Here is a 24,627-nt window from a genome sequence, read left to right as displayed (position 1 = left end):
CCTATGTCTCACCGTTGTCCGTGAGCCAGCAGTCCTCGGGCCCACCGGGTTTCAGACGAACAGCGGTACAGGGTTGATTTGTTCGTACGCAAGCGGTTGCTCGTGTCGTCCGAGTTTCACTGGAATGTCGAACAATCGCCCCGGGGCGAAACGCGCCCAGAAGTGCCGCATCCCCGGAATGATCACCTTCACTACGGGAAGTCCCACGTCGGGGCGTGTCTGGTCGAGGACGAGCATCTCCATTCCGTGGCTCCGTACGAGCGTTTCGGCCAATTCGATGTCCTCGCGCAAGTCGTCCCTGGCGGCGAATTCGTAGGAGCCGGGGGTGCGTGAGCTTTCGGCCGGATCTGCGCGCAGGTATGGCTGATTTCCCACCGTCGCATTGCGCCACCAGGCACTCATCTCAGCGTCCGCGGTGCGCATTTCGCGAGAATCGCCGTCGGGAGGCAGCAACTGGGCCATCTCCGTGACCGCCCTGCGCAGGGCAAGCCGGGGATCGAAATGAGCCCCGAAGCCGAAGGAGATCCCCTCGGCCGTGCCGCCGGTGCGCCTGGACAGTGCCGCCATCACCGGTATGCCGAAGTCCGCCGTGAGATCGAGGACCCAGACGTCCCTGCCCAGGCGCGCGTACGCCTCACGGGTCCTGGCCAGCCACGGTTCGTCGAAGGCGTCGAGGTCCACCGCCGGCTGCCGGGTCCGGTTGTACCACCACAGGGCGACGGCGTCCCGTTCCACCACCTCGAGGAAGCCCTGGACGACGGCGTCCTCCAGGCTGCTGCCGGCCGCGTTGCCGTTGGAGTCGGCCCACGGGGCGCCCGCCGCGCCGTCCGGTCCGGGGCCGAAGTAGAGCATGGAGGTGGGCAGCAGCCGGTGCCTCCCGGAGGTGAGGGACCAGACCGGGGTCCAGTCGGCGGGCGCCGCCGGGTCGAACGGCGGAGGAACCTGCTGGAAACGGGAGTGCCGGGCGTTCCAGCGGTCCCGGTCCCGGAACTGCCGTGCGTCGAACAGCTGGCAGGAGTTGGGGTGCAGGGCCGCCTCTCCCAGCCCGGCCAGGGTGTCGCGGACTGTGGGCTCGTCACCCTGCCGGGTCCCGCAGTAACGTTCCAGCGCTTCGCAGAGCGCCCCCACCTCGGCCTCCTGGGGCGTGGTGCCCTTGCCCCCGCTCTGGCCCCGCAGCCCGCCACGCAGACCGGCCAGCGAACGGCTGTCGCCCAGAGCCATGTTGCGCCCGGCCACGTACCGGTTCAGGCCCTCGGGGGAGCCGGGAGCCGGACGAAGTCCGGAGACGATCCCGGTGACCGGGCCGGCCAGGTGCCGGTAGCGCGCGAGGACCGCCTCCGCGCTCTGCGCCCGGTGGTTGCCGCCCACCGTGTGCAGCTTGGGACTGGACCTCGGCACGAAGGGTCTCCGTACCCGCTCGGGGACGAGACCCGGATCCCCGCACACCCGGCACTGCGGGCGGCGGGCCACCGGATGCCGGCTGGTGTGCAGGGTGCGGGTGTCGAGGGTGCAGATCGCCTGCTGGCCCTCGTACCGCACGCCCGCCACCCACTTCGTCGCCTCCAGCACCGCGGTCTGGAGCCCGAGGGCGCGCACGGTGGCGAAGGACACCTCGGGCACCTGGACCGTGCCCGCGAGGCCCAGGGCGTGCAGCACCGGAGCCCTGGACGCCCGGTGACCGCGCAGCCGGTGCGCCAGACACTCCCAGCAGGCACCCTGCTCCGATCCGAACACCGGGCCCACCCAGGTCTCCGCCCCGCCCGGCTTGGCCGGCAGCCAGGCCCGGCCCGACTCCCGGTGCCGGGCGTCCACCTCGGCGAGCCGGGGATCGAGGTAGTCGTCGCAGAGGACCAGGGAGAGTGCCGCCGGCTCCTCGTCGCCGGGTCCGGTCAGCCGCAGCCCGGCGGCCAGGCACTCCGCCCTGGCCGCGCCCGGATCGGCGCGGCCGAGGACCACCAGCTCCACCGGCGTCGTACGGAACGACGCGCAGGCGCTGGGGCCGTGGACACCGGCGTACTCCCAGTACGCCTCCGTTCCGGCGTCGGTGGCGGGATCGTGGTAGCCGATCAGATCGGCGCGTGCGAGCTGGGCGATGATGTCCGCCGCGGTGGCGGGCGGCAGCGTCGCCGCCGCGTCCCGCAGCACGTCGGAAAGGGTCCGGGTGCCGTCCAGCAGGGCCGCGAGCTCCTGAACCTCACGGCCCTGCAGGGCGGTCGTCCCCTGCTCCGACAGCAGGTAGACGGCGTCCCCCTCGATCGCCTCCACCCGCAGATGCCTCTTGAACCCCACGGGCAGCTCCGTGCCCGTCCCCCCGGTCACGGTCATGCAAGCGCCGTCCCGGCCTCTTCCCCGGGCAGCGGCGCCATGCCGCTGTAGCACCCGTAGAGCGTGACGGTGCCCGGACGGTCCAGGTGGTCGATCACCAGGTCCCGGTCGGTGGAACCGGCCGGTCTGTACTTGTGGACGTCGCCGTAGACCGGCTCCGTCGCGGGCAGTCCGAACTCCGCCAGCACGGAGACCGGGTCGTTCGTGTAACGCTGGGCCAGCTCGGGCTCCAGCCCGGCCCGCGCCGTCAGGAGGGCGAACCGGTGATCGGAGGAGAGCGGCCGGGCGGCGGTGCCGGCCGGGGCGTCGTGCGCGGAGACGTGCATGGTGGTGTTCATGGATTTCCCCCTCAGAGTCCGTGATACGTGACCGAATGCGATTCCGTCGTTCACTCGTTTCCCGAGTGGCAGGATTCTGTGGCCCACCGTGTCGCACCGCACAGTGCGAGGCTCACCACCGGGGCATGACATTTTCATGTGCGTCCTCGTGACCACCTCACTGGGAGCCGGACACCGCTGGTGTCAGGCTCGGCCAGGACTCCACAAGTTGACGCCGGCGCCGTCCGGCCGGTCTTACGGAGCACGAGACGGAGGAAGCACTCATGGAGATCAAAGTCCTGGGACCACTCGCAGCCCGTGAGAACGGGGTGTCCGTCGTACCCACCGCCGCCAAGCCGCGCCAGATCCTCGCCCTGCTCGCCCTGCAGTCCGATCGCGTCGTCCCCGTGGGGACGCTGATGGAGGAGATCTGGGGTGAGGACATCCCGCGCAGCGCGGCGACCACCCTGCAGACCTACATCCTCCAGCTGCGCCGCAAGATCTCGGCGGCGATAGACGGCGACCCCGCCCGCCAGGCCAAGGACGTCCTGGTCACCCAGCACGGCGGGTACCTCCTCCAGGTGCAGCCGGGGCAGGTGGACGCCCACGAGTTCGGCCAGCTCACCGCCTCCGGGCGGGCCGCGCACGAGGCGGGCGACCACTACGCGGCCTCCGATCTGCTGGGCCGGGCTCTCAAGATGTGGCAGGGCCCCGCACTCGTCGACGTGCGGGTCGGCACGGTGCTGGAGCTGGAGGTCCTCCGCATGGAGGAGGACCGGATGGCCGCCCTGGAGCGGCGCATCGACGCCGACCTCGTCATCGGTCGGCATTCGGAGATCGTGCCCGAACTGCGCGTCCTGGTCGCCCGGCACCCGATGCACGAGAACTTCTGCGCCCAGCTGATGACCGCGCTGCACCGCTCGGGCGGCGCCTGGCGTGCGCTCGAGGCCTACCAGCGGCTGCGCGTGACCCTGGTCGCCGAGCTCGGCCTGGAACCGTCGGCCCGGCTGCAGCGCCTGCACCAGGCCGTACTCTCGGCGGATCCCGCCCTGGACCTCCCGGTCCCGGCCTCCGGCTGAACTGGGGCGGGAGACGGCCCCGGAGGCCTCCCGCCCGGCCCTCCAGCACGTCTCGAGCAGGCGTTCCTACGTTCGGCCGATGACGATCCTCGATGATCTGACGGCCGCGAAGGCCGCACCCGCCACGCCCGCCGTCTCCGCCTCGTCCGCGGCCCAGGCCGCACCCGACCTGCGCAGGTCCACCGCCGAACTGCGCCGTCTCAAGGAAGAGGTGAGCCGCGGCCCGGACCCGGCGGCGACCCGTCGGCAGCACGAGAAGAACAAGCTCACCGCGCACGAGCGGCTGGAACTCCTCTTCGACGAGGACACGTTCACCGAGATCGAGCCGCTGCGTCGGCACCGGGCCTCGGGCTTCGGCCTCGAAGCGCGCAAGCCGCACGGTGACGGGGTCGTGATCGGCTGGGGGCTCGTCCACGGCAGGACGGTCTTCGCCTACGCGCACGACTTCCGGGTCTTCGCCGGCGCGCTGGGGGAGGCGCACGCCGCGAAGGTGCACAAGGTGATGGACCTCGCGGAGGCCGCCGGAGCACCCTTGGTGAGCCTCAACGACGGTGCGGGCGCCCGCATTCAGGAGGGCGTCACCGCGCTGGCCGGCTACGGGGGCATCTTCCGCCGCAACGTCGCGGCCTCCGGGGTGATCCCGCAGATCAGCGTGATGCTCGGCCCCTGCGCGGGGGGAGCGGCCTACTCACCGGCGCTCACCGACTACGTCTTCATGGTCCGGGACTCAGCGCAGATGTTCATCACGGGCCCCGACGTCGTACAGGCGGTGACAGGGGAGAAGATCACCCACAACGGCCTGGGCGGGGCCGACGTGCACGCCAGTGTCTCGGGCGTCAGCCACTTCGCGTACGACGACGAGGAGAGCTGCCTGGAGGACGTGCGCTTCCTCATCTCCCTGCTGCCGTCGAACAACCGGGAGCTGCCGCCGGCGGTGGCGTGCGAGGACCCCGCCGACCGGCGCACCGACGCCCTCGCGGACCTGGTGCCCGCCGATCCGGGGCGCAGCTACGACATCCGCGCCGTGATCGAGGAGATCGTCGACGACGGGGAGACCTTCGAGGTCCACGAGGCGTGGGCACCCAACATCGTGTGCACCCTCGCCCGCTTGGACGGGCATCCCGTGGGCATCGTCGCCAACCAGCCGGCCGCGCTGGCCGGGGTGCTCGATATCCACGCCAGCGAGAAGGCCGCCCGCTTCGTCTCGACCTGCGACTCCTTCAACATCCCGCTGGTCACCCTCGTCGACGTACCGGGCTTCCTGCCGGGCGTCGACCAGGAGCACGACGGCATCATCCGGCACGGCGCCAAGCTGCTGTACGCGTACTGCAACGCGACCGTGCCGAGGATCTCCCTCGTGCTGCGCAAGGCCTACGGCGGGGCGTACATCGTCATGGACTCCCGCTCGATAGGCGCCGACCTCGCCTTCGCCTGGCCGACGAACGAGATCGCCGTGATGGGGGCGGAAGGCGCCGCCAACGTCATCTTCCGCCGCGAGATCGCCGCCTCGGACGACCCCGACGCGCTGCGGGCGCAGCGCATCGAGGAGTACAGGACCGAGCTCATGCACCCCTACTACGCGGCCGAACGCGGGCTCGTGGACGACGTGATCGACCCCGGTGAAACCCGCGGGATCCTCATCCGTTCGCTGGCCATGCTGCGCTCCAAGCACGCCGAAGTGCCGTCCCGAAAGCACGGCAATATCCCTACATAGTGGGGTGATCGGCCAGATCCACGCGCGCACGAGTCTCGGTCTAGGGCACAGACGTTCCATGGCTGCACCGGAAGGGCGGCACGCCACGAACGAGCGGCCGACCGGTCCGGCCGGCCGGGGGGTTCACAACCCGAACCGCCCCGGCCGCCGAACACCGCCTCACGATCAGCAGTGACACGGACGAAGGGATCGACAGTGACCCCCACAGTGCCAACCGGCAGGTGCGCAGAGCCGCACCAGGCCCCGTCGAAGGCCAGGTAGACCATGCGCAGAGTCGCCATCACCGGCCTGGGCGTCGTGGCCCCCGGTGGGGTCGGTGTCAAGGAGTACTGGAACCTCCTGACGGCGGGCCGCACCGCCACCCGGAGAATCTCCTTCTACGACCCCTCGCCGTTCCGTTCGCAGGTCGCCGCCGAATGCGACTTCGACCCCCTGGCCGCCGGACTCTCCCACCAGGAGACGCGCCGGCTCGACCGGGCCTCCCAGTTCGCGGTGGTCTCCACCCGGGAAGCCCTCGCCGACAGCGGACTCGACCTCTCGGCCCTCGACCCGGGCCGCGTCGGCACCGCGGTGGGCAGCGCGGTCGGCTGCACCACCAGCCTGGAACGCGAGTACGCGGTCGTCAGCGACGGCGGCCGCAAGTGGAACGTGGACCACGAGTACGCCGTACCCGAGCTGTACCGGCACTTCGTACCCAGCTCCATCGCCGCCGAGGTCGGTCTGGCGGCCGGGGCGGAAGGCCCCGCGGCGGTCGTCTCCACCGGATGCACCTCCGGTCTCGACTCCCTGGGCCACGCGGTGGAACTCATCCGCGAGGGCACCGCCGACATCATGATCGCCGGTGCCACCGAGGCCCCGATCTCACCGATCACCTCGGCCTGCTTCGACGCCATCCACGCCACCACACCCCGCAACGACACCCCGGAGAGCTCCTGCCGGCCCTTCGACCGCACCCGCAGCGGACTCGTCCTCGGCGAGGGCGCGGCGATCCTGGTCCTGGAGGAGCTGGAGAGCGCCCGGGCCCGCGGAGCCCACATCTACGCCGAGATCGCGGGCTTCGCCTCCCGCTGCAACGCGTACCACATGACCGGTCTCAAGCCCGAGGGCCTCGAGATGGCCGAGGCCATCGACGCCGCCCTGGCCGAGGCCCGGCTCGCCCCGGAGGCACTCGACTACATCAACGCACACGGCTCCGGCACCAAGATGAACGACCGCCACGAGACCGGTGCCTTCAAGCGCAGCCTCGGGGAGCACGCGTACCGCACCCCGGTGAGCTCCATCAAGTCGATGATCGGGCACTCGCTCGGCGCGATCGGCTCCCTGGAGATCGCGGCCTGCGCCCTCGCGATGGAGCACGGCGTCCTGCCGCCCACCGCGAACCTCCACGAGCCCGACCCCGAGCTCGACCTCGACTACATCCCGCTGACCGCCCGCGAGAAGAAGACCGACGCGGTCCTCAGCGTGGGCAGCGGTTTCGGCGGATTCCAGAGCGCCATGGTGCTGGCCCGCCCGGAGAGGAGCACCGTATGACCACCGCCGTGGTGACCGGCCTGGGCATCACCGCCCCCAACGGCCTGGGAACCGAGAACTACTGGAAGGCCGTACTGGCCAGCGAGTCCGGCCTCGGACCCGTCACCCGCTTCGACGCCACCCAGTACCCCTCCCGGATCGCCGGGGAGGTCGGCGACTACGTCGCCGAGGACCACATCCCCAGCAGGCTGATGCCGCAGACCGACCACATGACGCGCCTCGCGCTGACCGCGGCCGACTGGGCGCTCGCGGACGCCGGCATCGACACCTCGGAGATGCCCGAGTACGGCATCGGCGTGGTCACCGCCGCCTCGGGCGGAGCCGTCGAGTTCGGCCAGCGGGAGCTCCAGAACCTGTGGAGCAAGGGCAAGGAGTACGTCAGCGCGTACCAGTCCTTCGCCTGGTTCTACGCCGTCAACACCGGCCAGATCTCCATCCGCCACAAGCTCCGCGGCCCCAGCGGCGTGCTCCTCACCGAACAGGCCGGCGGCATCGACGCCGTCGGCCACGCCCGCCGCCACATCCGCAAGGGCTTCCCCGCCGTCATATCCGGCGGTGTCGACGCGGCCATCTGCCCCTGGGGGTGGGTGCCGCAGATCGCCTCCGGTCTGATGAGCACCGTCGACGACCCGGCCCGCGCCTACCTGCCCTTCTCCGAGGAGGCAGGCGGATACGTCCCCGGAGAGGGCGGCGCGATCCTCCTCGTCGAGGACGCCGAATCAGCACGTGCCCGGGGCGCCGCCACGGTCTACGGCGAGATCTCGGGCTACGCGTCCACCCTCGACCCCGCCCCGGGCAGCGGCCGGCCGCCCGGCCTGCGCCGCGCCGCCGAGAACGCCCTCGCCGACGCCGGGATCTCCGCGAGCGACATCGACGTCGTCTTCGCGGACGCCTCCGGAGTACCCGAACTCGACCGGGCCGAGGCCCAGGCCCTCACGGAACTCTTCGGCGCGCACGGCGTCCCCGTCACCGCGCCCAAGACCATGACCGGCCGGCTCCTCGCGGGCGGCGCCGCCCTCGACGTGGCCACCGCGCTGCTCGCCCTGCGCGACGGCGTCATCCCGCCCACGGCCAACGTGGCGTCCGCCGCACCCGGGCACACCATCGACCTCGTCACCGAGGCCCGGGAGAAGGAGCTGCGTAACGCGCTCGTCCTCGCCAGGGGCCACGGAGGCTTCAACGCGGCCCTGGTCGTACGCCGAGCCCGCTGACGCCGAGCGCCCGCCGGTGTGTCCGGTGGAGCGCCGCACCTTGGACGGAGCACTGCTCCACGGGGCGAACCACCGCTCCACCGGGGCTACAAGGCCCCACGAGCCCGAGAGGTTCCACTGGCCGTACGGCGACCCCACGAGCGCCATCGGCCCCCTACCGGCGCCACACCGGCCCCCCCCAGCCCCACCGGCCGACCGATTTCACCAGCTGGATCTCACCAGCCGCACGGCAGCCCACGCCCCACCAGTAACGGCGACACCATCCAAGCGCCCAACCGAGAGGACGGCACCGACCATGAGCACCACGACCGCCACAGTGACCCTGGCCGACCTGACCCGCATGCTGCGCGAGAGCGCCGGCGAGGAGGAGGGCATCGACCTCGACGGTGACGTCATCGACACCCCCTTCATGGAGCTCGGTTACGACTCCCTCGCCCTGCTCCAGGTCATCGGCCAGATCCAGCGCGAGTACGGCATCGAGATCCCGGACGACGCCGTCGTCGACGCCGAGACCCCGGGCGCCCTCCTCGCCCTCATCAACGCCGGCGCGGCCACCGCGGCCTGAGCCGGTCTCCACGGCCGCCCCGCCTCCCATCCCCCGGGCGGGGCGGCCGTGACACCTCGCGCACGACCCGCGGCAGCACCCCGCACCTCCGTACGTCTCCGTGCACCTCAGGGCTGACGGCCTGCCACCCCTTGCGGGCAGCGTCGGAGATCCCGCCCCCGCCCCGAGGCCGACGCAACGCCCCGGCAACGCACCGACCGGGCCTGAGCCGGGCCCACGAGGAGGAACCATGTCGATCACTTCACAGAGTGCGGTGGTCCGCCGGCTGATCGTCAGCCCCGGCTCCGCACCCCGGAACCCCAGCCGGATCACCGCGTCCGCGGCCGGAGTGTCCGCGGTGCTGCGAGCCTTCGGCCGCGCCCCCGAGGACCTCCCCGCCCGTACGGTCGTCCTCGTCGGCGCCGCCACCGTCGACGCCGGTCTGCGCCCCGAGCACGAGGGCTTCACCGTCGGCACCGAGCCCACGCCCGCACGCGCCCTGCGCCGGGCGCACCGCGAACTCCACCTCGGGACGGCCGACCTCGTCCTGGTCGCGGGATTCGGCGAACCCGACCCCCAGACCATCACCGTCTACGCCGTCAAGCGAGCCGCCGAGGCGGTCGCCGAGGGCGACGCCGTCCTCGGCGTACTGGACGTCACCGCCCCGGCCGACGAGGACACCTCGCCACCGTTGCGCCCGCTGCCCCAGCCCCCCAGGGCCACCGACCCCGACCGCCACCGGCTCGTCCTCTGGTCGGGCCGCAACTCCGAGGACGAGCAACGCGTACGCGGTGAACTCCTGCCGATGCTCGACGGCCTGCACCGCGAGATCTTCCCCGCCCTGCCGACCGCGGTGCCCTGCGGAACGGCCCCGGGGCCGGTACGCGGAGCCGCGGTCGCGGTGTCCGCCCTCGCCGCCCGCGCGGTGCACCAGGCCCGTACCTCCGACGCCTCACGCCCGAGGCCGGTCGTCCTGCTCTTCCCCGGCCAGGGATCCCAGCACGCCCGGATGGCCGCCGGCCTCTACCGGGCCGAGCCCGTCTTCACCGCGGCGGTCGACGCGGCCCTCTCCCACATGGGCGACGAGGGCCACCGGGTCCGCTCCGACTGGCTCGACCCCGCCCGCGCCACCATCGGCATCGACGACGTACGCCGGGCCCAGCCCCTGCTGTTCGCGATCGACTACGCGCTCGGACGCCTCGTGCTCAGCTGGGGCGTCCGCCCCGCGGCCTTCCTCGGCCACAGCGCCGGGGAGCTCGTCGCCGCGACGTTCGCCGGAGTCGTGTCCCTGCGCGACGCGGCCCGGATGGTCCTCGCCAGGGTCCGGGAGGCGGTGAAGGTACCGGAGGGCGGCATGCTCGCGGTCGCCGCGAGCGAGGAGCAACTGCTCCCGTACCTGACCGGGGACGTCGGCATCGCGGCGGTGAACGCCAACCAGCAGGTCATGCTGGCCGGTTCGAAGGAGCCGCTCACCGAGGTGGCCGCCCGCCTCAAGGCGGACGGGCACACCGTGGTCACGGTGCCGGCGACCAGCCCCTTCCACTCCCCGGCCATGGCACCGGCCTCCGACGCGGTGGAGATCGCGTACCGCGACATCCCGCTGCGCGAGCCGAAACTGCCGTTCTACTCGGGCTACACCGGCACCATCATGAGCGGGGAACAGGCGTGCAGCCCGCGGTTCTGGGCCCGCCAGATCACCGACACGGTCCACTTCAGGGACGCTCTGGACGAGCTCCTGGCCGCCGACGACGTCCTCCTCGTCGAGGCGGGCCCCCGGCAGACACTCACCGCCTTCGCCCGCCGGCACCGGTCGATCCGCCTCGGAGCCGGCGCGGTCGCTCCGCTCCTCCCGGCTCGCCCCGGAACGCCGGAGGCCGACCGCCAGTCGGTGCTCACCGCGGCCGCCCGCATCTGGACCGAGGGCCACGACCTCGACCTCAACGCCGTGGCCAGACTGTGGACCTGGGGCGAGGAGTGCGTCGAGAGCACCGAGGACCTCCCCGAGCGCGCCAGGGCGGAGGCACAGCCCGCATGAAGCACGTCAGCACCTACGTGACGAGAGCGCTGCGCGAGGTCTACCACTCGCTGACCGCGGTGGGCTGGGTCTGGCTGGGCCTCCCCACGATGGGGCCGCCGATCCCGATGGCCCCGGCCCGCCTGGACGAACCACCTGCGGGCCATCCGGAACGCCTCTGCGCCGACGTTCCACTGACCAGCACGGAACTCGCCCTGCAGAGGCAGCTCGTGCAATCGATCAGGGAGACACAGTGAAGGAAGTCCGTCGTCTGGATCGTGTGATCATCCGGTTCGCGGGTGACTCGGGTGATGGGATGCAGTTGACGGGGGACCGGTTCACGTCGGAGACGGCGTCGTTCGGGAACGATCTGTCGACGCTGCCGAACTTCCCGGCCGAGATCCGGGCGCCTGCCGGGACGCTGCCGGGGGTGTCGTCGTTCCAGCTGCATTTCGCGGATCACGACATCCTGACCCCGGGGGACGCGCCGAACGTGCTGGTCGCGATGAATCCGGCGGCGTTGAAGGCGAATATCGCCGATGTGCCGCGGGGTGCGGACATCATCGTGAACACGGACGAGTTCACGAAACGTCCGATGGCGAAGGTCGGATATGACCAGTCGCCGTTGGAGGACGGTTCTCTGGAGGCCTACAACGTTCATCCGGTGCCGTTGACGACGTTGACGATCGAGGCGTTGAAGGAATTCGGTCTTTCCCGTAAGGAGGCCGAGCGGTCGAAGAATATGTTCGCGCTGGGCCTGTTGTCCTGGATGTACAACCGTCCGACCGAGGGGACGGAGACATTCCTCCGGTCGAAGTTCGCGAAGAAGCCGCAGATCGCGGAGGCGAACGTGGCGGCGTTCCGGGCGGGCTGGAATTTCGGTGAGACGACGGAGGATTTCGCGGTCTCCTACGAGGTGGCCCCGGCGTCCCAGGCTTTCCCGACGGGCACCTACCGCAACATCTCGGGGAATCTCGCGTTGTCGTACGGGCTGATCGCGGCGGGCCGGCAGGCGGATCTCCCGGTGTATCTGGGGTCGTATCCGATCACCCCGGCCTCCGACATCCTGCACGAACTGAGCAAGCACAAGAACTTCGGTGTGCGCACGTTCCAGGCGGAGGACGAGATCGCCGGGATCGGTGCGGCGCTGGGCGCGGCGTTCGGTGGCTCCCTCGCGGTGACGACGACGTCGGGCCCGGGGGTGGCGCTGAAGTCGGAGACGATCGGCCTGGCCGTCTCCCTGGAACTCCCGTTGCTGATCATCGACATCCAGCGCGGCGGGCCCTCGACGGGGCTGCCGACGAAGACGGAGCAGGCCGATCTGCTGCAGGCGATGTACGGGCGTAACGGTGAGGCCCCCGTTCCGGTGATCGCGCCGCGGACTCCGGCGGACTGTTTCGACGCGGCCCTGGACGCCGCCCGGATCGCCCTGACGTACCGGACCCCGGTGTTCCTGCTGTCCGATGGGTATCTCGCCAACGGGTCCGAGCCCTGGCGGATCCCGGAGATCGACAGTCTCCCCGACCTGCGGACCCAGTTCGCGACCGGACCCAACCACGAACTCGCTGACGGTACCGAGGTGTTCTGGCCCTACAAGCGGGATCCGCAGACCCTGGCCCGCCCCTGGGCGATCCCCGGCACGCCCGGTCTGGAACACCGGATCGGCGGGATCGAGAAGCAGGACGGCACCGGGAACATCTCCTACGACCCGGCCAACCACGACTTCATGGTCCGCACCCGCCAGGCCAAGATCGACGGGATCGAGGTCCCCGACCTCCAGGTCGACGACCCGGCCGACGCGCGCACCCTCGTCCTGGGCTGGGGCTCCACCTACGGTCCGATCACCGCGGCCGTCCGCCGACTCCGCGCCGCGGGCGACACCATCGCCCAGGCCCACCTCCGCCACCTCAACCCCTTCCCCAGGAATCTCGGCGAAGTCCTCGACAGGTATGAGCGAATCGTGGTCCCGGAGATGAACCTCGGACAGTTCGCCATGATGCTCCGCGCCAGATATCTGGTCGACATCCACTCGTACAACCAGGTCAACGGCATGCCCTTCAAGGCCGAGCAGCTCGCCACCGCCCTCAAGGAGACCATCGATGCCTGAGACCGACACCGGCGAACTGCTGCCCGACGAGCTCGGCTCCGGCGAGACACGCCCCAACGAACTGCTCCAGCTGGTGCCCAAGGCCGAGGGCAAGCAGTCGATGAAGGACTTCAAGTCCGATCAGGAGGTTCGCTGGTGCCCGGGCTGCGGTGACTACGCCGTCCTGGCCGCCGTTCAGGGCTTCATGCCCGAACTCGGCCTGGCCAAGGAGAACATCACCTTCGTCTCCGGCATCGGCTGCTCGTCCCGCTTCCCGTACTACATGAACACCTACGGGATGCACTCCATCCACGGCCGCGCCCCCTCCATCGCGACCGGCCTGGCCACCTCCCGCCGCGACCTGTCCGTCTGGGTCGTCACCGGCGACGGCGACGCACTCTCCATCGGCGGCAACCACCTCATCCACGCCCTGCGCCGCAACGTCAACCTCAAGATCCTGCTCTTCAACAACCGGATCTACGGCCTCACCAAAGGCCAGTACTCCCCGACCTCCGAAATCGGGAAGATCACCAAGTCCACCCCGATGGGGTCGCTGGACGCCCCCTTCAACCCGGTCTCCCTCGCCCTCGGCGCCGAGGCCACCTTCGTCGCCCGCACCGTCGACTCCGACCGCAAGCACCTCACCAGCGTGCTCCGCGCCGCGGCCGACCACCCCGGCACCGCCCTGGTGGAGATCTACCAGAACTGCAACATCTTCAACGACGGCGCCTTCGAGGTCCTCAAGGACAAGGAACAGGCCCAGCAGGCCGTCATCCGCCTCGAACACGGCAAACCGATCCTCTTCGGCACCGACGACCACCCCAAGGGCGTCGTCCGCGACCCCCTCACCGGCGACCTGACCATCGTCGAGGTCACCGAGGCCAACCAGTCACAGATCCTCGTCCACGACGCCCACAACCCCAGCCCCACCACCGCGTTCGCGCTCTCCCGCCTCGCCGACCCCGACACCCTCCACCACACCCCCATCGGCATCCTCCGCAGCGTCGAACGCCCCGTCTACGACACCCTCATGACCGACCAGCTCGACAACGCCGTCGAACAACACGGCAAAGGCGACCTGAACACCCTCCTGACCGGCCAGGACACCTGGACCGTCATCGGCTGACTTACCGTTAAAACCCCCACGACCGATCGAATGGACGTGCGGTACGTTTCTGTCACTCGAAGGGGGCGAAGTGACCAAGCTCAACCAGATCATCGCCGTGGAGAAGGGTGTCAAGAGCAAGTCGCTCCAGGACATCACCGCGGCCCATCACAAGGTGCAGAAGCCGGCACTGCTGGCAGGCATCTCGCGTACGTACCAGCCGAAGGACGAAGAGGGCGAGCAGCTCCCGCCCGAGTCCGCGCGGGTCCAGGTCAAGGCGGAGGAGGCGCTGCGTGAGATGTCCGCGTCGCTGACCCGGCTGTTCGACGTGACCGCGACGAAGGACTGGGCGAACTGCGAGGCCCGCGCGGACGTCACCGTCGAGGGACGCACGATCGTCGGCGACGTCCCGGTCAGCTACCTCCTGTTCCTGGAGAAGCAGCTCACCGACCTCCACACCTTCGTGAAGAAGCTTCCCGTCCTGGACGCTGCCGAGTCCTGGTCGCTCGACCCCTCGACGGACTGGTGGAAGACCGACCCGGTCCGCACGATCCGGACCAAGAAGGTCCCGCGCAACCACGTCAAGGCCGAAGCGACCGACAAGCACCCGGCGCAGGTCGACGTGTACTACGAGGACGTGCCGATCGGGTACTGGACGACCGTGAAGTTCTCCGGAGCGCTTCCGGCGCGACGGGTCAACGAACTGCTGGAGCGGGTCGAGAAGCTCCAGCACGCGGTGAAGTTCGCCCGCGAGGAGGCGAACGGAGCCGAGGTCACCGACCGGCGGGTCGGAGACGCGGTGTTCGGCTACCTGTTCGGCTAGGGTCGGACGGCAGGCGGCACACCCCAAGAACGCCCCCGCGCCAATGTCGTGGGGGCTGCGCACCCTGCACGAGACGGAATTGAGGTCCGTCCCGTGTGACGAGCGCAAGCTGAAACTGACGTTCAGCCTGAAGACGCGGTAACGGTGGAGGTTCGAGTCCTCCCCCCGGCTCCACCTGCCGGGGTGGCCCAACATGGCAGAGGCAGCCGCGATCAATCTCAGACTCTCGCTCCAGCTTCAGTATCGCCGCCGATTGCCAGATCGACCGAGTGCGGACGAACACCGCTGGATGCTGGTTCGAATCCGGCCTGCGCCTCTACGTGGCGCGGTAGTTCAAAGGCAGAACACAACGGTATGACGACTGATCCGCACTCTTAAACGGCGCTGGCAAGCGCAATTGGGTGGCAACCCCAGGGGCCCGGGAGCTGGATACGACTCCCGGGCTCCGCCACGCCCACCCAACGCGTCCTCCTGGCTCGGAATGATCGGTTCGGGGGATACGGGGCATCTGCCGGGAGTACGTTCTCGTCATGTCTGCCAGGAAAGTGATCGAGAACCCGGAGGAGAGCTTCTCAGCCTTCCTCCTTCGCGCCGCACGCCTTCCCGGTGTATGCATCGACAGGGAGACGTATCTCCGGACGGCTCTGTCCCGTCACTGCTCGGCGTACGAGGTCCGATCCGCCGTGGCGAGCACCCCCGCGGCGGCCGGCATCTCTCTCGACGTGTTGGACAGGCTGGCCAACGAGGCGATCCGCTACGAGACCGCGAAGGTGAGCGCCCTCTCAGCGGCTGCCGGGGTACCCGGTGCCATGGCCCTCCCCGCGACGGTGCCGGCCGATCTGGCCCAGTACCTGGGCCACATGCTGCGCATCTCGCAGAAGCTCGCCTACCTCTACAGCTGGCCCAACCTGTTCTCCGGCGAGAGCGACGAGCTCGACGACGCCACCAAGGGGGTCCTCACCCTTTTCTTCGGAGTGATGTACGGGACCCAGGCCGCCAACGCCGCTGTGGGGAAGGTCGCCAAGGCGATCTCCGAGCAGGTCGCCAGGGAACTGCCGAAGCGGGCGCTGACCCAGGGGGTCGTGTACCCCGTAGTGAAGAAGGTCGCCGCCTATCTCGGCGTCGAAATGACGAAGCAGACCTTCGCGAAGTCCGTCTCGAAGGCCATCCCGCTCGTCGGAGCCGCCGTGTCCGGCACGCTCACACTGGCGACCTTCCTCCCCATGTCCAAGCGGCTGAAGACGCACCTCTCCGGCCTGGATCTCGCCAGGCCCGCAGTCAACGTCATCCCGGGGGAGGTGGTGGAGGACGCCTCCCCGGCAGAAGAGGATGTCAAGCTGCCCAAGCAGGGCCGTGACTGGCGCATCGCGCGGAGGCGGAAGTGACGCGGATGCGCGGGTTCCTGGCATGGGCGGGCTCACGCCCCGGAGCTCGGATCCCGAGTCTTGGGCTTCGAGCGCCGTGCACGGCTCCATCACCCGTTCGGGGGTGAGTTCGTCCACGCCTGGAGGCGTGCGGGACGATAGGAGGGAGCACGATCCGGGCAGCGGAGGACCGCCGACGGTTGGAGCGGGCCCAGAGACGCGATTCACTCGCTGACAGGCTCTCCTGCGGCATCCCCCTTGACTCCGACTGCGGCCTCAACGCGGGCCGTGGTGTCGGTGGAGGTCGGCAGCGGTGTCGAGGATGCGGTCGATGTCGGCAGCGACAGCCCTGTCCGTGTTGTTCAGATACCGCACGATCGCCGCGCCCGCCGCCGATACGGTTCTGGGCGGTACGGGGAGCGTCAGGAACAGGCCTGGTATGCCGTACACCTCGCGGAGGATCTCCTCCACGACGAACTCGTTGACCGGTCGACGCTCGGCGCGGTGTGCGGCAGCGACCTTGTCGCTGAAGACAGCGAGGCGCGCGATGCCGCACCGGTCGCCCAGCCTGGGGGCGAGAAGCACGGCGACGACCGACACCAGAAATCCGTTGAAGGCGATCCTGTCCCCCGGGGAAAGGGCCTCATCGAGCGCTTTCGCCCTGCGGTCCTTGAGGACGAGGCATCTGATCTGATCGCGGAACCGGGGTTCGAATCGCATTCCGGGCCTCCTACTCCACGTAGGTGAAACTCATGAGGACGGCGAGCACGGCATCCTCGAACGATTCGTACCGGCCGACCTCGTCGGCCCGCCACAGACTCTGTGGGCGCACGACGGCGAAGGCCGACCACAGCCCTCGATCCTGGATCACCCGGCCGGCGTGGAGAGTCTCCCCACCGTGGTCGAGGACGACGTGCACGGTCTCCTCGCCGACGGGCATTCCTGGCTGCGGACTGAGCGAGAAACGGTGACGTTCGAGGGACTGCCGGAGTTCTGTACTGACGGGTGGGATCGTCATGGCGTCTTTCCCGTGTCCGGGGATTCGGCGGGGACCTCTGCCGCCCGGCGGCGCAGGCGGGCGACATGAGCGCGGAGCTCACCCGGGCCGACGGACTCGTAGTAGCGGCGTGCAGCCTTCGCGAGCTCCGCCCTGCGTGGCAGCGGGGTGGTGAAGTCGCGCAAGACGTCGGCCTGTTCCCGCTGCGTGAGGATTCCCCACTCGCCGTGGGCTCCACCGCAGGCGTCCGTGAGCACGTCGAGGCAGTCGGCCAGCGCCAGTGGTTCAGGATTCTTGTCGCCCCAGTCCGCAAGCCATCGCCGACGCAGCAGCTCGGAGGCTCGTCCGGCCTGGGTGCGGCCGGTAACGGGGGCCGCGTCCGGCTCCTCGCCACTCCCGCCCTCGGGACGCGGGGAGGACGCGCCGATCCCGAGACGGATGCGCTGTTCCAGCCCCGTCAGACGTTCCTTCGCCGCACTGTTGCCCCGGCGTTCGGCGAGGTCGTACCAGAACAGTGCCTGCCTCTGGTTGCCGTACCGCTCCTCGTAGAGCTGCCCGAGGTGGAGCGGGGCCGCGTGATCACCGGATTCGTAGGCCTTCGTGTACCACTGCGTCGCCTCCTGGAGCGCCTCGCCGTCGACAGGCCCCGGCTCGATGCCCTGCATCCTCGCCTGTACCCGGCCTTCGGCGATCTGCCCAAGCCGATTCATCGAGGGGGCGTGTCCGGCCGCGGCTGCCGCCTGATAATGCGCGGTGATCAGAGGAAGCCGCTCGATGCCGTCCTTGGTCTCGAGGCGGTACGCCTCGCGGTAGAGGGCTTCCGGATCAGCCCCTGGTTCGGGCGGTGCCTCGGGGGCGTTGTTGCGGGCGAACACCCAGCCGGCGGCGTTGTCCTCGACGCGGCGGCCGGGCTCGGGCCTGCCGTTCTCGACGAGCTGGTCGGCGACCACGGGGAAGACATGATCGAAGGTGAGGCCGGCCGGTCCGCCGGGGATGCCCTGCCGCACGGTGTCCACGAGGGCTCGGGTGAAGTACGTCTGCGCGTCGTGGACATCCTCCTTCTCGTACCAGGAGGTCTCGAACGCGCTGCTGCTCATCAGCAGGTAGGCGCCGGACACCGGGGGCAGACGGTCTGCGGAAAGGCGGCCGTACTCCTCGGTGGCGAGCCCCGCGTAGCAGCAGTCGAGCACCGCGATCTTGACGGCGGCACGGCTGGCGCGGAAGGCGTCCCGCACATCCTCGAACAACAGCCCTGTTGCGGTCGTGTAATTGGAATCGATCCTGGTGTCGCCCACGGTGAGGCACAGTCGCTCGCGATGATCGTAGATGCCGTGGCCGACGTAGTAGAAGAACGCGATGTCCGTGGCCGCGACGAATGTCTCGATGAGCTCGACATGGGTCGTGCCGAGCGTGGGGCGGTTGTCGAACTCCTTGACGGAGGTTTCGGGCCACGAGCCGCACACCGGGTCCAGGAGCAGCTCCCGCATCCGGTGATAGCTGCGTTCCACGGCCCGTGACGTCTCGAAGTCCGTGTAGTCCCAGGTGCCCATGAGAACCGCCCGCGAACGGGAGTAGTCCCGGCCGGTCAGGTCAGTCATCGCTGAGCAGGCGGGATGCGATCTCGAGGACCGTCTGCGGGTCGTCGGAGTTCTCGACGTTCACCGTCACGGAACGCTTGCCGCGTGTCAGCGTCACCGTCACGGACGACCGCCGGGACTTGACGAACGCCGGAAGGGTCCGGATCGCGACCGTGAGCACCGCCGCCGAAGGCACGAGCAACTGCAGAACCTCGACGACCCCGAGCTGCCCCACGCCCGGGCCGGAGCGCATGCGGGAGACCTCCAGCCCAGGGAGGGAGCTGAGACGGCGGTACAGCGGTCCTACGTCGGCCGGCTCGGAGACCGACAGGACCACTTCGAAGGGCGCGTCGGCGTCTCCGGCCCGCTGTGAAGAGGTCGCTTCAGTCATAGGGCCTCCCAGTCGATGGTGCATCCGGTCCGCACGTCCGCGGTCACGTCGTGCACGTGTCCCCTGCGGGACAGCCCTTAGGACGGGTTGGCGGGGTCGTCGGGATCCAGGAGATCAACACCCTGGTCCTCCAGCTCCCGCAGAGCCGTCCCGATCTTCCGCAAGCAGGGGTCGCACAGCGTCATGCCTTTGTCGAGCCCGGTTGCTTTGCACCTTTCACACGTGCTCATCGAGTACTCCCTCGTCGGCAACAGAGTTTTCGCTCAAGGGTGTTGTGCGCATCGTGGTACGCGAGAAAAATACCAAACGGTCCGTACTCGCGGCAGGGCGTTCGCGTAGTCCGCTCCGCGAGGTCTTCCGGTGGGTGTGCGACGAAGGGGTGCGTGGGCGACGCCTCACGCTCAGGGTTCCGGGCCTCGCCGTCGATATCGGACCAGCCGCGGGGATCCGGGACCCGCGCCGTCAGCGCGATGACATCGCGGACCCACTCCGCGTGGCGGCACGGGCCCGTGGCGACGTACGGGCCGCCGGGCATCGGCTTGCCGTGCGGCCAGGCCGTCGTCGGGCCGTTCGACCGCTGGTCACGCAGGCGCTGCGCCAACTGTGGCCGACGACTTCGATGCCTTCTTCGAGAAGTGGAGGAGAGCGCTCCGGGAACACATCGCCACGGCGATGGGCAAGCGAAAAGACCCTCTGCTCAGTGTCACCACTGGCAAGAGGGTCTTTTCGGCACTTCCTGCGAAGTGCCCCCGGCAGGATTCGAACCTGCGCACCCGGCTCCGGAGGCCGATGCTCTATCCCCTGAGCTACGGGGGCGTTGCCGCTGCTCTCGGCGGCGACGAGAGAAACCCTACCAGCTCCGACGGGGTGCCCACGTACAGGTTTTACGCGTCGCCGGCGGTCGTGGCCGAGGTGTGGTCCGGGGCTTCCGGGAGTCGGCACGGGGGAGCGGCGGGTCCCCGTGCCGGGACGGAAGTGGGCAAAACCCGGACGCGGCGCCTCCGCCCGCCCTACGCTCGGAGGGTGTCAGGGGCGTACGGCCGCGTGCTTGTTGTGGACGACAACAAGGTCATCCGGCAGCTGATCAGGGTCAACCTCGAGCTGGAGGGCTTCGAGGTCGTGACCGCGGCCGACGGCGTCGAGTGCCTGGACCTGGTGCACGAGGTCCGGCCGGACGTGATCACCCTCGACGTCGTGATGCCACGCCTCGACGGCATGCAGACCGCGGCCAGGCTCCGCGCCGACCCGCGCACCGGACATCTGCCGGTCGCCGTCATCAGTGCCTGCACTCCACCCGAGGCCGAGTCCGGGTCGGCCGCCGCCGTCGACGCCTTCCTGGCCAAGCCCTTCGAGCCGAGCGAACTGATCAGCATGGTGCGCAGGCTCGCCCGCAAGGAGCTCCCCTCGGCGTCCGAGGACGGATGCGGGTTCGAGGATCTGCGGGGAGCGGGCGCAGCGGAGCGCAGCCCGGCCGGCTGAGCGCCGCCCGTGCCTCCCGTACGCCCGCGGGCCGCTCCTGCTCGTACGCCGTCGGCCGTGCGCCGGCGACCGCCCTCGGCGCCCGGATGGGGAAACCGGTTGGCGGGGCGCCCCCCTTCCTCCCATACGCTTGACCCGTGACCCCCGCAGATCTCTCCCGGACCGTGCTGCACGCTGTGCGCCGCGCGGTCGACGAGGACGTCCTGCGCGCCCCCGTTCCCGCGAGCGTGCGGGTGGAGCGGACACGGCCCGGGGGCAGCGGTGACTACGCCTGCGCGGTCGCCCTGCAACTGGCGGGCCCCTCGGGAATCCCGGCCCGTGGTGTGGCGGAGATCCTGCGTGAGCGGGTCGCCGGGGCGCCCGGCATCGGACGGGTCGAGGTCACCGGACCCGGCTTCCTGAACTTCACCCTGGAGAGCTCCGCCGGGGAGGCGGCCCGCGCCGCGCTCGTACGCGACGTACTGGCCCGGGGGACCGGCTTCGGCCTTGGCACAAGCTGTGCGGGGCAGGTCCGCCGGCTCCACCACCGCCGCGAGGTCCGGGCGGCGGTGTGGGCAGCCGCGGTGAAGAGGCTGCTGGCCGCCCAGGGCGCCCTGGTGCGCACCAGCTGCGAGGAGGCGCCCGACCCGGACTGGGAACGTCTGGGCGTCACCGTCGACGCCCATGGGCGGCCCCCCGTGCCGCTGGAGGAGACGAGGCCCGTCCCCGCCGCGGCGACGGCCGGTGAGCTGCTGGAACGGCTGGGGGCCGACGCGGCGCTCTGGGGCCTGCTCCGGCCCGCCGCACACGATCACGCGCCCCTCGACGACGGCCTCCTCGTCCAGGGCGAGCCCAACCCGCTCTTCCTCGTCCGCTACGCGCACGCCCGCAGCCGCGCCCTCGTCCGCGAGGGCCTGCGGCTCGGCGTCACCCCCCGCTACGAGAGCGACGTGGACGCGCCGGCCCTTCACGAGGTGCTCGCCGCCCACCCCGACGCGCTCGCCGCGGCCGCACGCCACCAGGCCCCCGACCGGGTCGCCCGGCACCTGGAGACCGTCGCCGCGGCCTTCTTCGACTTCCACGACGCGACCCCGCCGCTGCCCGTCGGCCACGAGAAACCCTCGGCCGCCCACCGTTCCCGGCTGGCCCTTGCCGAAGCAGCCGGTACGGTGCTCGCCGGTGGCCTGTCCGTACTCGGCATCAGCGCGCCCGAACACCTCTGAGACCCGAGAGAGCAGAGCAGAACGATGAGCCGATCCGCCCACCCCGCCGGCCCCCGTCACGCCGACGTCCTTCCCGAGGGCCACTACAGCGCCCCGGCCACCGACCTGAACGAACTCGACCCGAAGGTCTGGTCCCGCACCGTCACCCGTGACGCCGACGGCGCGCTCACCGTCGGCGGGATCGCCGTCGCCCGGCTCGCCGAGGAGTTCGGTACCCCCGCCTACTTCCTGGACGAGTCCGACTTCCGGGCACGCTGCCGCGCCTGGGCCGACGCCTTCGGCACCGAAGCCGACGTCTTCTACGCCGGGAAGGCATTCCTCTCGCGCGCCGTGGTCCGCTGGCTCAAGGAAGAAGGGCTGAACCTCGACGTGTGCTCCGGGGGCGAGCTGGCGACCGCGCTGGACGCCGGGATGCCCGCCGAGCGCATCGCCTTCCACGGCAACAACAAGACCGTCGCCGAGATCGAGCGTGCCGTCGAGGCCGGGGTCGGGCGGATCGTGCTCGACTCCTTCCAGGAGATCGCCAGGGTCGCCCACACCGCCCAGCGGCTCGGTACCCGCCAGCGCGTGCAGATCCGCGTCACCGTCGGCGTCGAGGCCCACACCCACGAGTTCATCGCCACCGCGCACGAGGACCAGAAGTTCGGCATCGCGCTCGCCGGCGGCCAGGCGGCCGAGGCGGTCCGCAGGGCGCTCACCCTGGACGGCCTCGAACTCGTCGGCATCCACTCGCACATCGGCTCGCAGATCTTCGACATGGCCGGCTTCGAGGTCTCCGCCCGGCGCGTGGTCCAGCTGCTCGCCCAGATCCGCGACGAGCACGGCGTCGAGCTCCCCGAGATCGACCTCGGCGGCGGCCTCGGTATCGCGTACACCTCCGACGACGACCCCCGCGAGCCGCACGAGATCGCCAAGGCGCTCGGCGCCATCGTGACCCGTGAGTGCGAGGCCGCGGGCCTGCGCACCCCCCGGATCTCCGTCGAGCCCGGCCGGGCGATCGTCGGCCCCACGGCGTTCACCCTCTACGAGGTCGGCACCATCAAGCCCCTGGAGGGCCTGCGGACGTACGTCAGCGTCGACGGCGGCATGTCGGACAACATCCGCACCGCGCTGTACGACGCCGAGTACAGCGTCGCCCTCGTCTCCCGCACCTCCGACGCCGAGCCCATGCTGGTACGCGTCGTCGGCAAGCACTGCGAGAGCGGCGACATCGTGGTCAAGGACGCGTTCCTGCCGTCCGACCTGGCCCCGGGCGACCTGATCGCGGTGCCGGCCACCGGCGCGTACTGCCGGTCGATGGCGAGCAACTACAACCACGCCCTGCGCCCCCCGGTCGTCGCCGTGCGCGACGGTCAGGCGCGGGTCATCGTCCGGCGCGAGACCGAGGAAGATCTTCTGCGTCTCGATGTCGGCTGATGAAATTTACATCTCAAAATCCGGACGGGTGACAGAAACGCCCGTCCGGTGAGTGAGACTGGTCCACACATCAGAAGTATGAGAAACGAGGTCGGATGATGCGTACGCGTCCGCTGAAGGTGGCGCTGCTGGGCTGTGGAGTGGTCGGCTCAGAGGTGGCTCGCATCATGACGACGCACGCCGACGACCTCGCCGCGCGCATCGGCGCACCGGTGGAGCTCGCCGGTGTCGCCGTCCGCCGGCCCTCCCGGGTGCGCGAGGGCATCGATCCCGCGCTGATCACCACGGACGCGACCGCCCTCGTCAAACGCGGGGACATCGACGTCGTCATCGAGGTCATCGGGGGCATCGAGCCCGCCCGTACGCTCATCACGACCGCCTTCGAGCACGGCGCGGGCGTCGTCTCCGCCAACAAGGCGCTGCTCGCCGAGGACGGCTCCGCGCTGCACGCCGCGGCCGAGCGGCACGGCCGCGACCTCTACTACGAGGCGGCCGTCGCCGGCGCCATCCCGCTCGTCCGCCCGCTGCGCGAGTCGCTCGCGGGTGACAAGGTCAACCGGGTCCTCGGCATCGTCAACGGCACGACCAACTTCATCCTCGACAAGATGGACACCAGCGGCGCCGGCTATTCCGAGGCGCTCGACGAGGCCACCGCGCTCGGGTACGCCGAGGCCGACCCGACCGCCGACGTCGAGGGCTTCGACGCCGCCGCCAAGGCCGCGATCCTCGCCGGGATCGCCTTCCACACCCGGGTGAAGATCGGTGAGGTGCACCGCGAGGGCATCACCGAGGTCACCGCCGCCGACATCGCCTCCGCCCGTCGCATGGGCTGTACGGTCAAGCTCCTCGCCATCTGCGAGCGGGCCGCCGACGGCCGGTCCGTCACCGCCCGCGTGCACCCCGCGATGATCCCCCTCAGCCACCCGCTGGCCTCCGTCCGTGAGGCGTACAACGCGGTCTTCGTCGAGGCGGAGGCGGCCGGGCAGCTGATGTTCTACGGCCCCGGCGCCGGCGGCTCCCCGACCGCGTCCGCGGTCCTCGGCGACCTCGTCGCCGTCTGCCGCAACATCATCGGGAAGACCACCGGTCCGGGTGAGTCCGCGTACACGCGCCTGCCGGTCAGCCCCATGGGCGACGTGGTGACGCGGTACCACATCAGTCTCGACGTGGCCGACAAGCCTGGCGTACTCGCCCAGGTCGCGACGGTCTTCGCCGAACAGGGCGTATCGATCGATACGGTCCGACAGCAGAGCCGACATTCGAGCAGCGACGAGATCGCCGGCGAGCAGGGCGGCGCCGGGCGGCGGACGGGAGGGGACGGCGAGGCATCCCTCGTGGTCGTCACCCACCGCGCGCCCGACGCGGCCCTCTCCGGGACCGTCGAAGCGCTGCGCAAGCTGGACACCGTGCGTGGTGTCGCCAGCATCATGCGTGTTGAAGGGGAGTAAGGACC

At 70.3% G+C, this 24,627-nt stretch carries 22 protein-coding genes and 1 tRNA gene; 15 read left to right on the top strand and 8 right to left on the bottom strand.

What is annotated here, in order from left to right:
• Positions 1 to 51 precede the first annotated feature (51 nt).
• Positions 52 to 2,325 (bottom strand): TOMM precursor leader peptide-binding protein, encoded by a 2,274-nt coding sequence (locus ACGFNN_RS10415; RefSeq protein WP_393554584.1) that lies wholly within the window; start codon positions 2,323 to 2,325, stop codon positions 52 to 54.
• Complete coding sequence (locus tag ACGFNN_RS10410; protein WP_365528576.1) at positions 2,322 to 2,663, bottom strand: hypothetical protein; 342 nt, start codon at positions 2,661 to 2,663, stop codon at positions 2,322 to 2,324. Before ACGFNN_RS10410 ends, ACGFNN_RS10415 begins: the two co-directional genes overlap by 4 nt.
• A gap of 263 nt (positions 2,664 to 2,926) precedes the next feature.
• On the opposite strand from ACGFNN_RS10410, the gene ACGFNN_RS10405 reads away from it, so the two are divergent.
• The 11 genes from ACGFNN_RS10405 to ACGFNN_RS10355 all read left to right on the top strand — a co-directional run bounded on the left by ACGFNN_RS10405 (position 2,927) and on the right by ACGFNN_RS10355 (position 16,133).
• Positions 2,927 to 3,721 (top strand): AfsR/SARP family transcriptional regulator, encoded by a 795-nt coding sequence (locus ACGFNN_RS10405; RefSeq protein WP_362556139.1) that lies wholly within the window; start codon positions 2,927 to 2,929, stop codon positions 3,719 to 3,721.
• A gap of 79 nt (positions 3,722 to 3,800) precedes the next feature.
• Positions 3,801 to 5,435, top strand: coding sequence for an acyl-CoA carboxylase subunit beta (locus ACGFNN_RS10400; RefSeq protein WP_393554581.1), 1,635 nt, complete (start codon positions 3,801 to 3,803; stop codon positions 5,433 to 5,435).
• A gap of 264 nt (positions 5,436 to 5,699) precedes the next feature.
• On the top strand, positions 5,700 to 6,965 hold the full coding sequence (locus ACGFNN_RS10395) for a beta-ketoacyl-[acyl-carrier-protein] synthase family protein (protein WP_362556135.1): 1,266 nt from the start codon (positions 5,700 to 5,702) through the stop codon (positions 6,963 to 6,965).
• Positions 6,962 to 8,176, top strand: a complete 1,215-nt coding sequence (locus ACGFNN_RS10390) for a ketosynthase chain-length factor (RefSeq protein WP_393554579.1) — start codon at positions 6,962 to 6,964, stop codon at positions 8,174 to 8,176. Before ACGFNN_RS10395 ends, ACGFNN_RS10390 begins: the two co-directional genes overlap by 4 nt.
• A gap of 295 nt (positions 8,177 to 8,471) precedes the next feature.
• Positions 8,472 to 8,741, top strand: a complete 270-nt coding sequence (locus ACGFNN_RS10385) for an acyl carrier protein (protein WP_362556131.1) — start codon at positions 8,472 to 8,474, stop codon at positions 8,739 to 8,741.
• Positions 8,742 to 8,970: 229 nt separating this feature from the next.
• Positions 8,971 to 10,755 (top strand): acyltransferase domain-containing protein, encoded by a 1,785-nt coding sequence (locus ACGFNN_RS10380; protein WP_393554577.1) that lies wholly within the window; start codon positions 8,971 to 8,973, stop codon positions 10,753 to 10,755.
• Positions 10,752 to 10,991, top strand: coding sequence for a DUF6059 family protein (locus tag ACGFNN_RS10375; protein ID WP_393554575.1), 240 nt, complete (start codon positions 10,752 to 10,754; stop codon positions 10,989 to 10,991). The genes ACGFNN_RS10380 and ACGFNN_RS10375 overlap by 4 nt, the downstream gene beginning before the upstream one ends.
• Positions 10,970 to 12,841: a 2-oxoacid:acceptor oxidoreductase subunit alpha gene (locus ACGFNN_RS10370; protein ID WP_393555099.1), complete on the top strand. Its 1,872-nt coding sequence runs from the start codon at positions 10,970 to 10,972 to the stop codon at positions 12,839 to 12,841. The genes ACGFNN_RS10375 and ACGFNN_RS10370 overlap by 22 nt, the downstream gene beginning before the upstream one ends.
• Positions 12,842 to 12,941: 100 nt before the next feature.
• Positions 12,942 to 13,946 carry a 2-oxoacid:ferredoxin oxidoreductase subunit beta gene (locus ACGFNN_RS10365; protein WP_393555098.1) on the top strand — a complete coding sequence of 335 codons (1,005 nt, stop codon included), beginning with the start codon at positions 12,942 to 12,944 and terminating at the stop codon, positions 13,944 to 13,946.
• A 70-nt stretch (positions 13,947 to 14,016) separates the two neighbouring features.
• Entirely contained in the window at positions 14,017 to 14,748 is a 732-nt protein-coding gene (locus ACGFNN_RS10360) for a hypothetical protein (RefSeq protein WP_393554573.1), read from the top strand.
• A gap of 530 nt (positions 14,749 to 15,278) precedes the next feature.
• Positions 15,279 to 16,133 carry a hypothetical protein gene (locus tag ACGFNN_RS10355; RefSeq protein ID WP_393554571.1) on the top strand — a complete coding sequence of 285 codons (855 nt, stop codon included), beginning with the start codon at positions 15,279 to 15,281 and terminating at the stop codon, positions 16,131 to 16,133.
• 255 nt (positions 16,134 to 16,388) lie between these two features.
• Here the strand turns inward: ACGFNN_RS10355 and ACGFNN_RS10350 are convergent, their stop codons facing one another.
• The 6 genes from ACGFNN_RS10350 to ACGFNN_RS10325 all read right to left on the bottom strand — a co-directional run bounded on the left by ACGFNN_RS10350 (position 16,389) and on the right by ACGFNN_RS10325 (position 19,893).
• The gene (locus tag ACGFNN_RS10350; RefSeq protein WP_393554569.1) at positions 16,389 to 16,832 is read right to left on the bottom strand and encodes a hypothetical protein; all 444 of its coding nucleotides are present in this window, start codon (positions 16,830 to 16,832) and stop codon (positions 16,389 to 16,391) included.
• Between the two features lie 10 nt (positions 16,833 to 16,842).
• A complete protein-coding gene (locus ACGFNN_RS10345; RefSeq protein ID WP_393554568.1) occupies positions 16,843 to 17,130 on the bottom strand; it encodes a hypothetical protein in 288 nt (95 codons plus the stop codon).
• Complete coding sequence (locus ACGFNN_RS10340; protein ID WP_393554566.1) at positions 17,127 to 18,707, bottom strand: caspase family protein; 1,581 nt, start codon at positions 18,705 to 18,707, stop codon at positions 17,127 to 17,129. The genes ACGFNN_RS10345 and ACGFNN_RS10340 overlap by 4 nt, the downstream gene beginning before the upstream one ends.
• Positions 18,700 to 19,077 (bottom strand): hypothetical protein, encoded by a 378-nt coding sequence (locus ACGFNN_RS10335; RefSeq protein WP_393554564.1) that lies wholly within the window; start codon positions 19,075 to 19,077, stop codon positions 18,700 to 18,702. The genes ACGFNN_RS10340 and ACGFNN_RS10335 overlap by 8 nt, the downstream gene beginning before the upstream one ends.
• A gap of 77 nt (positions 19,078 to 19,154) precedes the next feature.
• Entirely contained in the window at positions 19,155 to 19,307 is a 153-nt protein-coding gene (locus ACGFNN_RS10330) for a hypothetical protein (protein ID WP_393554562.1), read from the bottom strand.
• A 514-nt stretch (positions 19,308 to 19,821) separates the two neighbouring features.
• Positions 19,822 to 19,893, bottom strand: a tRNA-Arg gene (locus ACGFNN_RS10325).
• A 159-nt stretch (positions 19,894 to 20,052) separates the two neighbouring features.
• On the opposite strand from ACGFNN_RS10325, the gene ACGFNN_RS10320 reads away from it, so the two are divergent.
• From ACGFNN_RS10320 to ACGFNN_RS10305, 4 genes are all read left to right on the top strand, one after another.
• On the top strand, positions 20,053 to 20,556 hold the full coding sequence (locus ACGFNN_RS10320) for a response regulator (RefSeq protein ID WP_393554560.1): 504 nt from the start codon (positions 20,053 to 20,055) through the stop codon (positions 20,554 to 20,556).
• Positions 20,557 to 20,693: 137 nt separating this feature from the next.
• The gene (gene nrtL / locus ACGFNN_RS10315) at positions 20,694 to 21,758 is read left to right on the top strand and encodes an ArgS-related anticodon-binding protein NrtL (protein WP_393554558.1); all 1,065 of its coding nucleotides are present in this window, start codon (positions 20,694 to 20,696) and stop codon (positions 21,756 to 21,758) included.
• Between the two features lie 24 nt (positions 21,759 to 21,782).
• Positions 21,783 to 23,174 (top strand): diaminopimelate decarboxylase, encoded by a 1,392-nt coding sequence (gene lysA / locus ACGFNN_RS10310; RefSeq protein ID WP_362542343.1) that lies wholly within the window; start codon positions 21,783 to 21,785, stop codon positions 23,172 to 23,174.
• A 95-nt stretch (positions 23,175 to 23,269) separates the two neighbouring features.
• Entirely contained in the window at positions 23,270 to 24,622 is a 1,353-nt protein-coding gene (locus tag ACGFNN_RS10305; protein WP_393554556.1) for a homoserine dehydrogenase, read from the top strand.
• The last annotated feature ends 5 nt before the right edge of the window (positions 24,623 to 24,627 follow it).

This window comes from Streptomyces sp. NPDC048590, from assembly GCF_043199535.1.
Lineage (GTDB): Bacteria > Actinomycetota > Actinomycetes > Streptomycetales > Streptomycetaceae > Streptomyces.
Note: the sequence above shows the minus strand (reverse complement) of the source record. Positions and strands in the feature narration are given on the sequence as shown.

What these genes read in the sequence shown, in the direction of transcription:
- ACGFNN_RS10415 (WP_393554584.1), bottom strand. Translation starts at nt 2,325, where the DNA reads ATGACCGTGACCGGGGGGACGGGCACGGAGCTGCCCGTGGGGTTCAAG.
- ACGFNN_RS10410 (WP_365528576.1), bottom strand. Translation starts at nt 2,663, where the DNA reads ATGAACACCACCATGCACGTCTCCGCGCACGACGCCCCGGCCGGCACC.
- ACGFNN_RS10405 (WP_362556139.1), top strand. Translation starts at nt 2,927, where the DNA reads ATGGAGATCAAAGTCCTGGGACCACTCGCAGCCCGTGAGAACGGGGTG.
- ACGFNN_RS10400 (WP_393554581.1), top strand. Translation starts at nt 3,801, where the DNA reads ATGACGATCCTCGATGATCTGACGGCCGCGAAGGCCGCACCCGCCACG.
- ACGFNN_RS10395 (WP_362556135.1), top strand. Translation starts at nt 5,700, where the DNA reads ATGCGCAGAGTCGCCATCACCGGCCTGGGCGTCGTGGCCCCCGGTGGG.
- ACGFNN_RS10390 (WP_393554579.1), top strand. Translation starts at nt 6,962, where the DNA reads ATGACCACCGCCGTGGTGACCGGCCTGGGCATCACCGCCCCCAACGGC.
- ACGFNN_RS10385 (WP_362556131.1), top strand. Translation starts at nt 8,472, where the DNA reads ATGAGCACCACGACCGCCACAGTGACCCTGGCCGACCTGACCCGCATG.
- ACGFNN_RS10380 (WP_393554577.1), top strand. Translation starts at nt 8,971, where the DNA reads ATGTCGATCACTTCACAGAGTGCGGTGGTCCGCCGGCTGATCGTCAGC.
- ACGFNN_RS10375 (WP_393554575.1), top strand. Translation starts at nt 10,752, where the DNA reads ATGAAGCACGTCAGCACCTACGTGACGAGAGCGCTGCGCGAGGTCTAC.
- ACGFNN_RS10365 (WP_393555098.1), top strand. Translation starts at nt 12,942, where the DNA reads ATGAAGGACTTCAAGTCCGATCAGGAGGTTCGCTGGTGCCCGGGCTGC.
- ACGFNN_RS10355 (WP_393554571.1), top strand. Translation starts at nt 15,279, where the DNA reads ATGTCTGCCAGGAAAGTGATCGAGAACCCGGAGGAGAGCTTCTCAGCC.
- ACGFNN_RS10350 (WP_393554569.1), bottom strand. Translation starts at nt 16,832, where the DNA reads ATGCGATTCGAACCCCGGTTCCGCGATCAGATCAGATGCCTCGTCCTC.
- ACGFNN_RS10345 (WP_393554568.1), bottom strand. Translation starts at nt 17,130, where the DNA reads ATGACGATCCCACCCGTCAGTACAGAACTCCGGCAGTCCCTCGAACGT.
- ACGFNN_RS10340 (WP_393554566.1), bottom strand. Translation starts at nt 18,707, where the DNA reads ATGACTGACCTGACCGGCCGGGACTACTCCCGTTCGCGGGCGGTTCTC.
- ACGFNN_RS10335 (WP_393554564.1), bottom strand. Translation starts at nt 19,077, where the DNA reads ATGACTGAAGCGACCTCTTCACAGCGGGCCGGAGACGCCGACGCGCCC.
- ACGFNN_RS10330 (WP_393554562.1), bottom strand. Translation starts at nt 19,307, where the DNA reads ATGAGCACGTGTGAAAGGTGCAAAGCAACCGGGCTCGACAAAGGCATG.
- lysA (WP_362542343.1), top strand. Translation starts at nt 21,783, where the DNA reads ATGAGCCGATCCGCCCACCCCGCCGGCCCCCGTCACGCCGACGTCCTT.
- ACGFNN_RS10305 (WP_393554556.1), top strand. Translation starts at nt 23,270, where the DNA reads ATGATGCGTACGCGTCCGCTGAAGGTGGCGCTGCTGGGCTGTGGAGTG.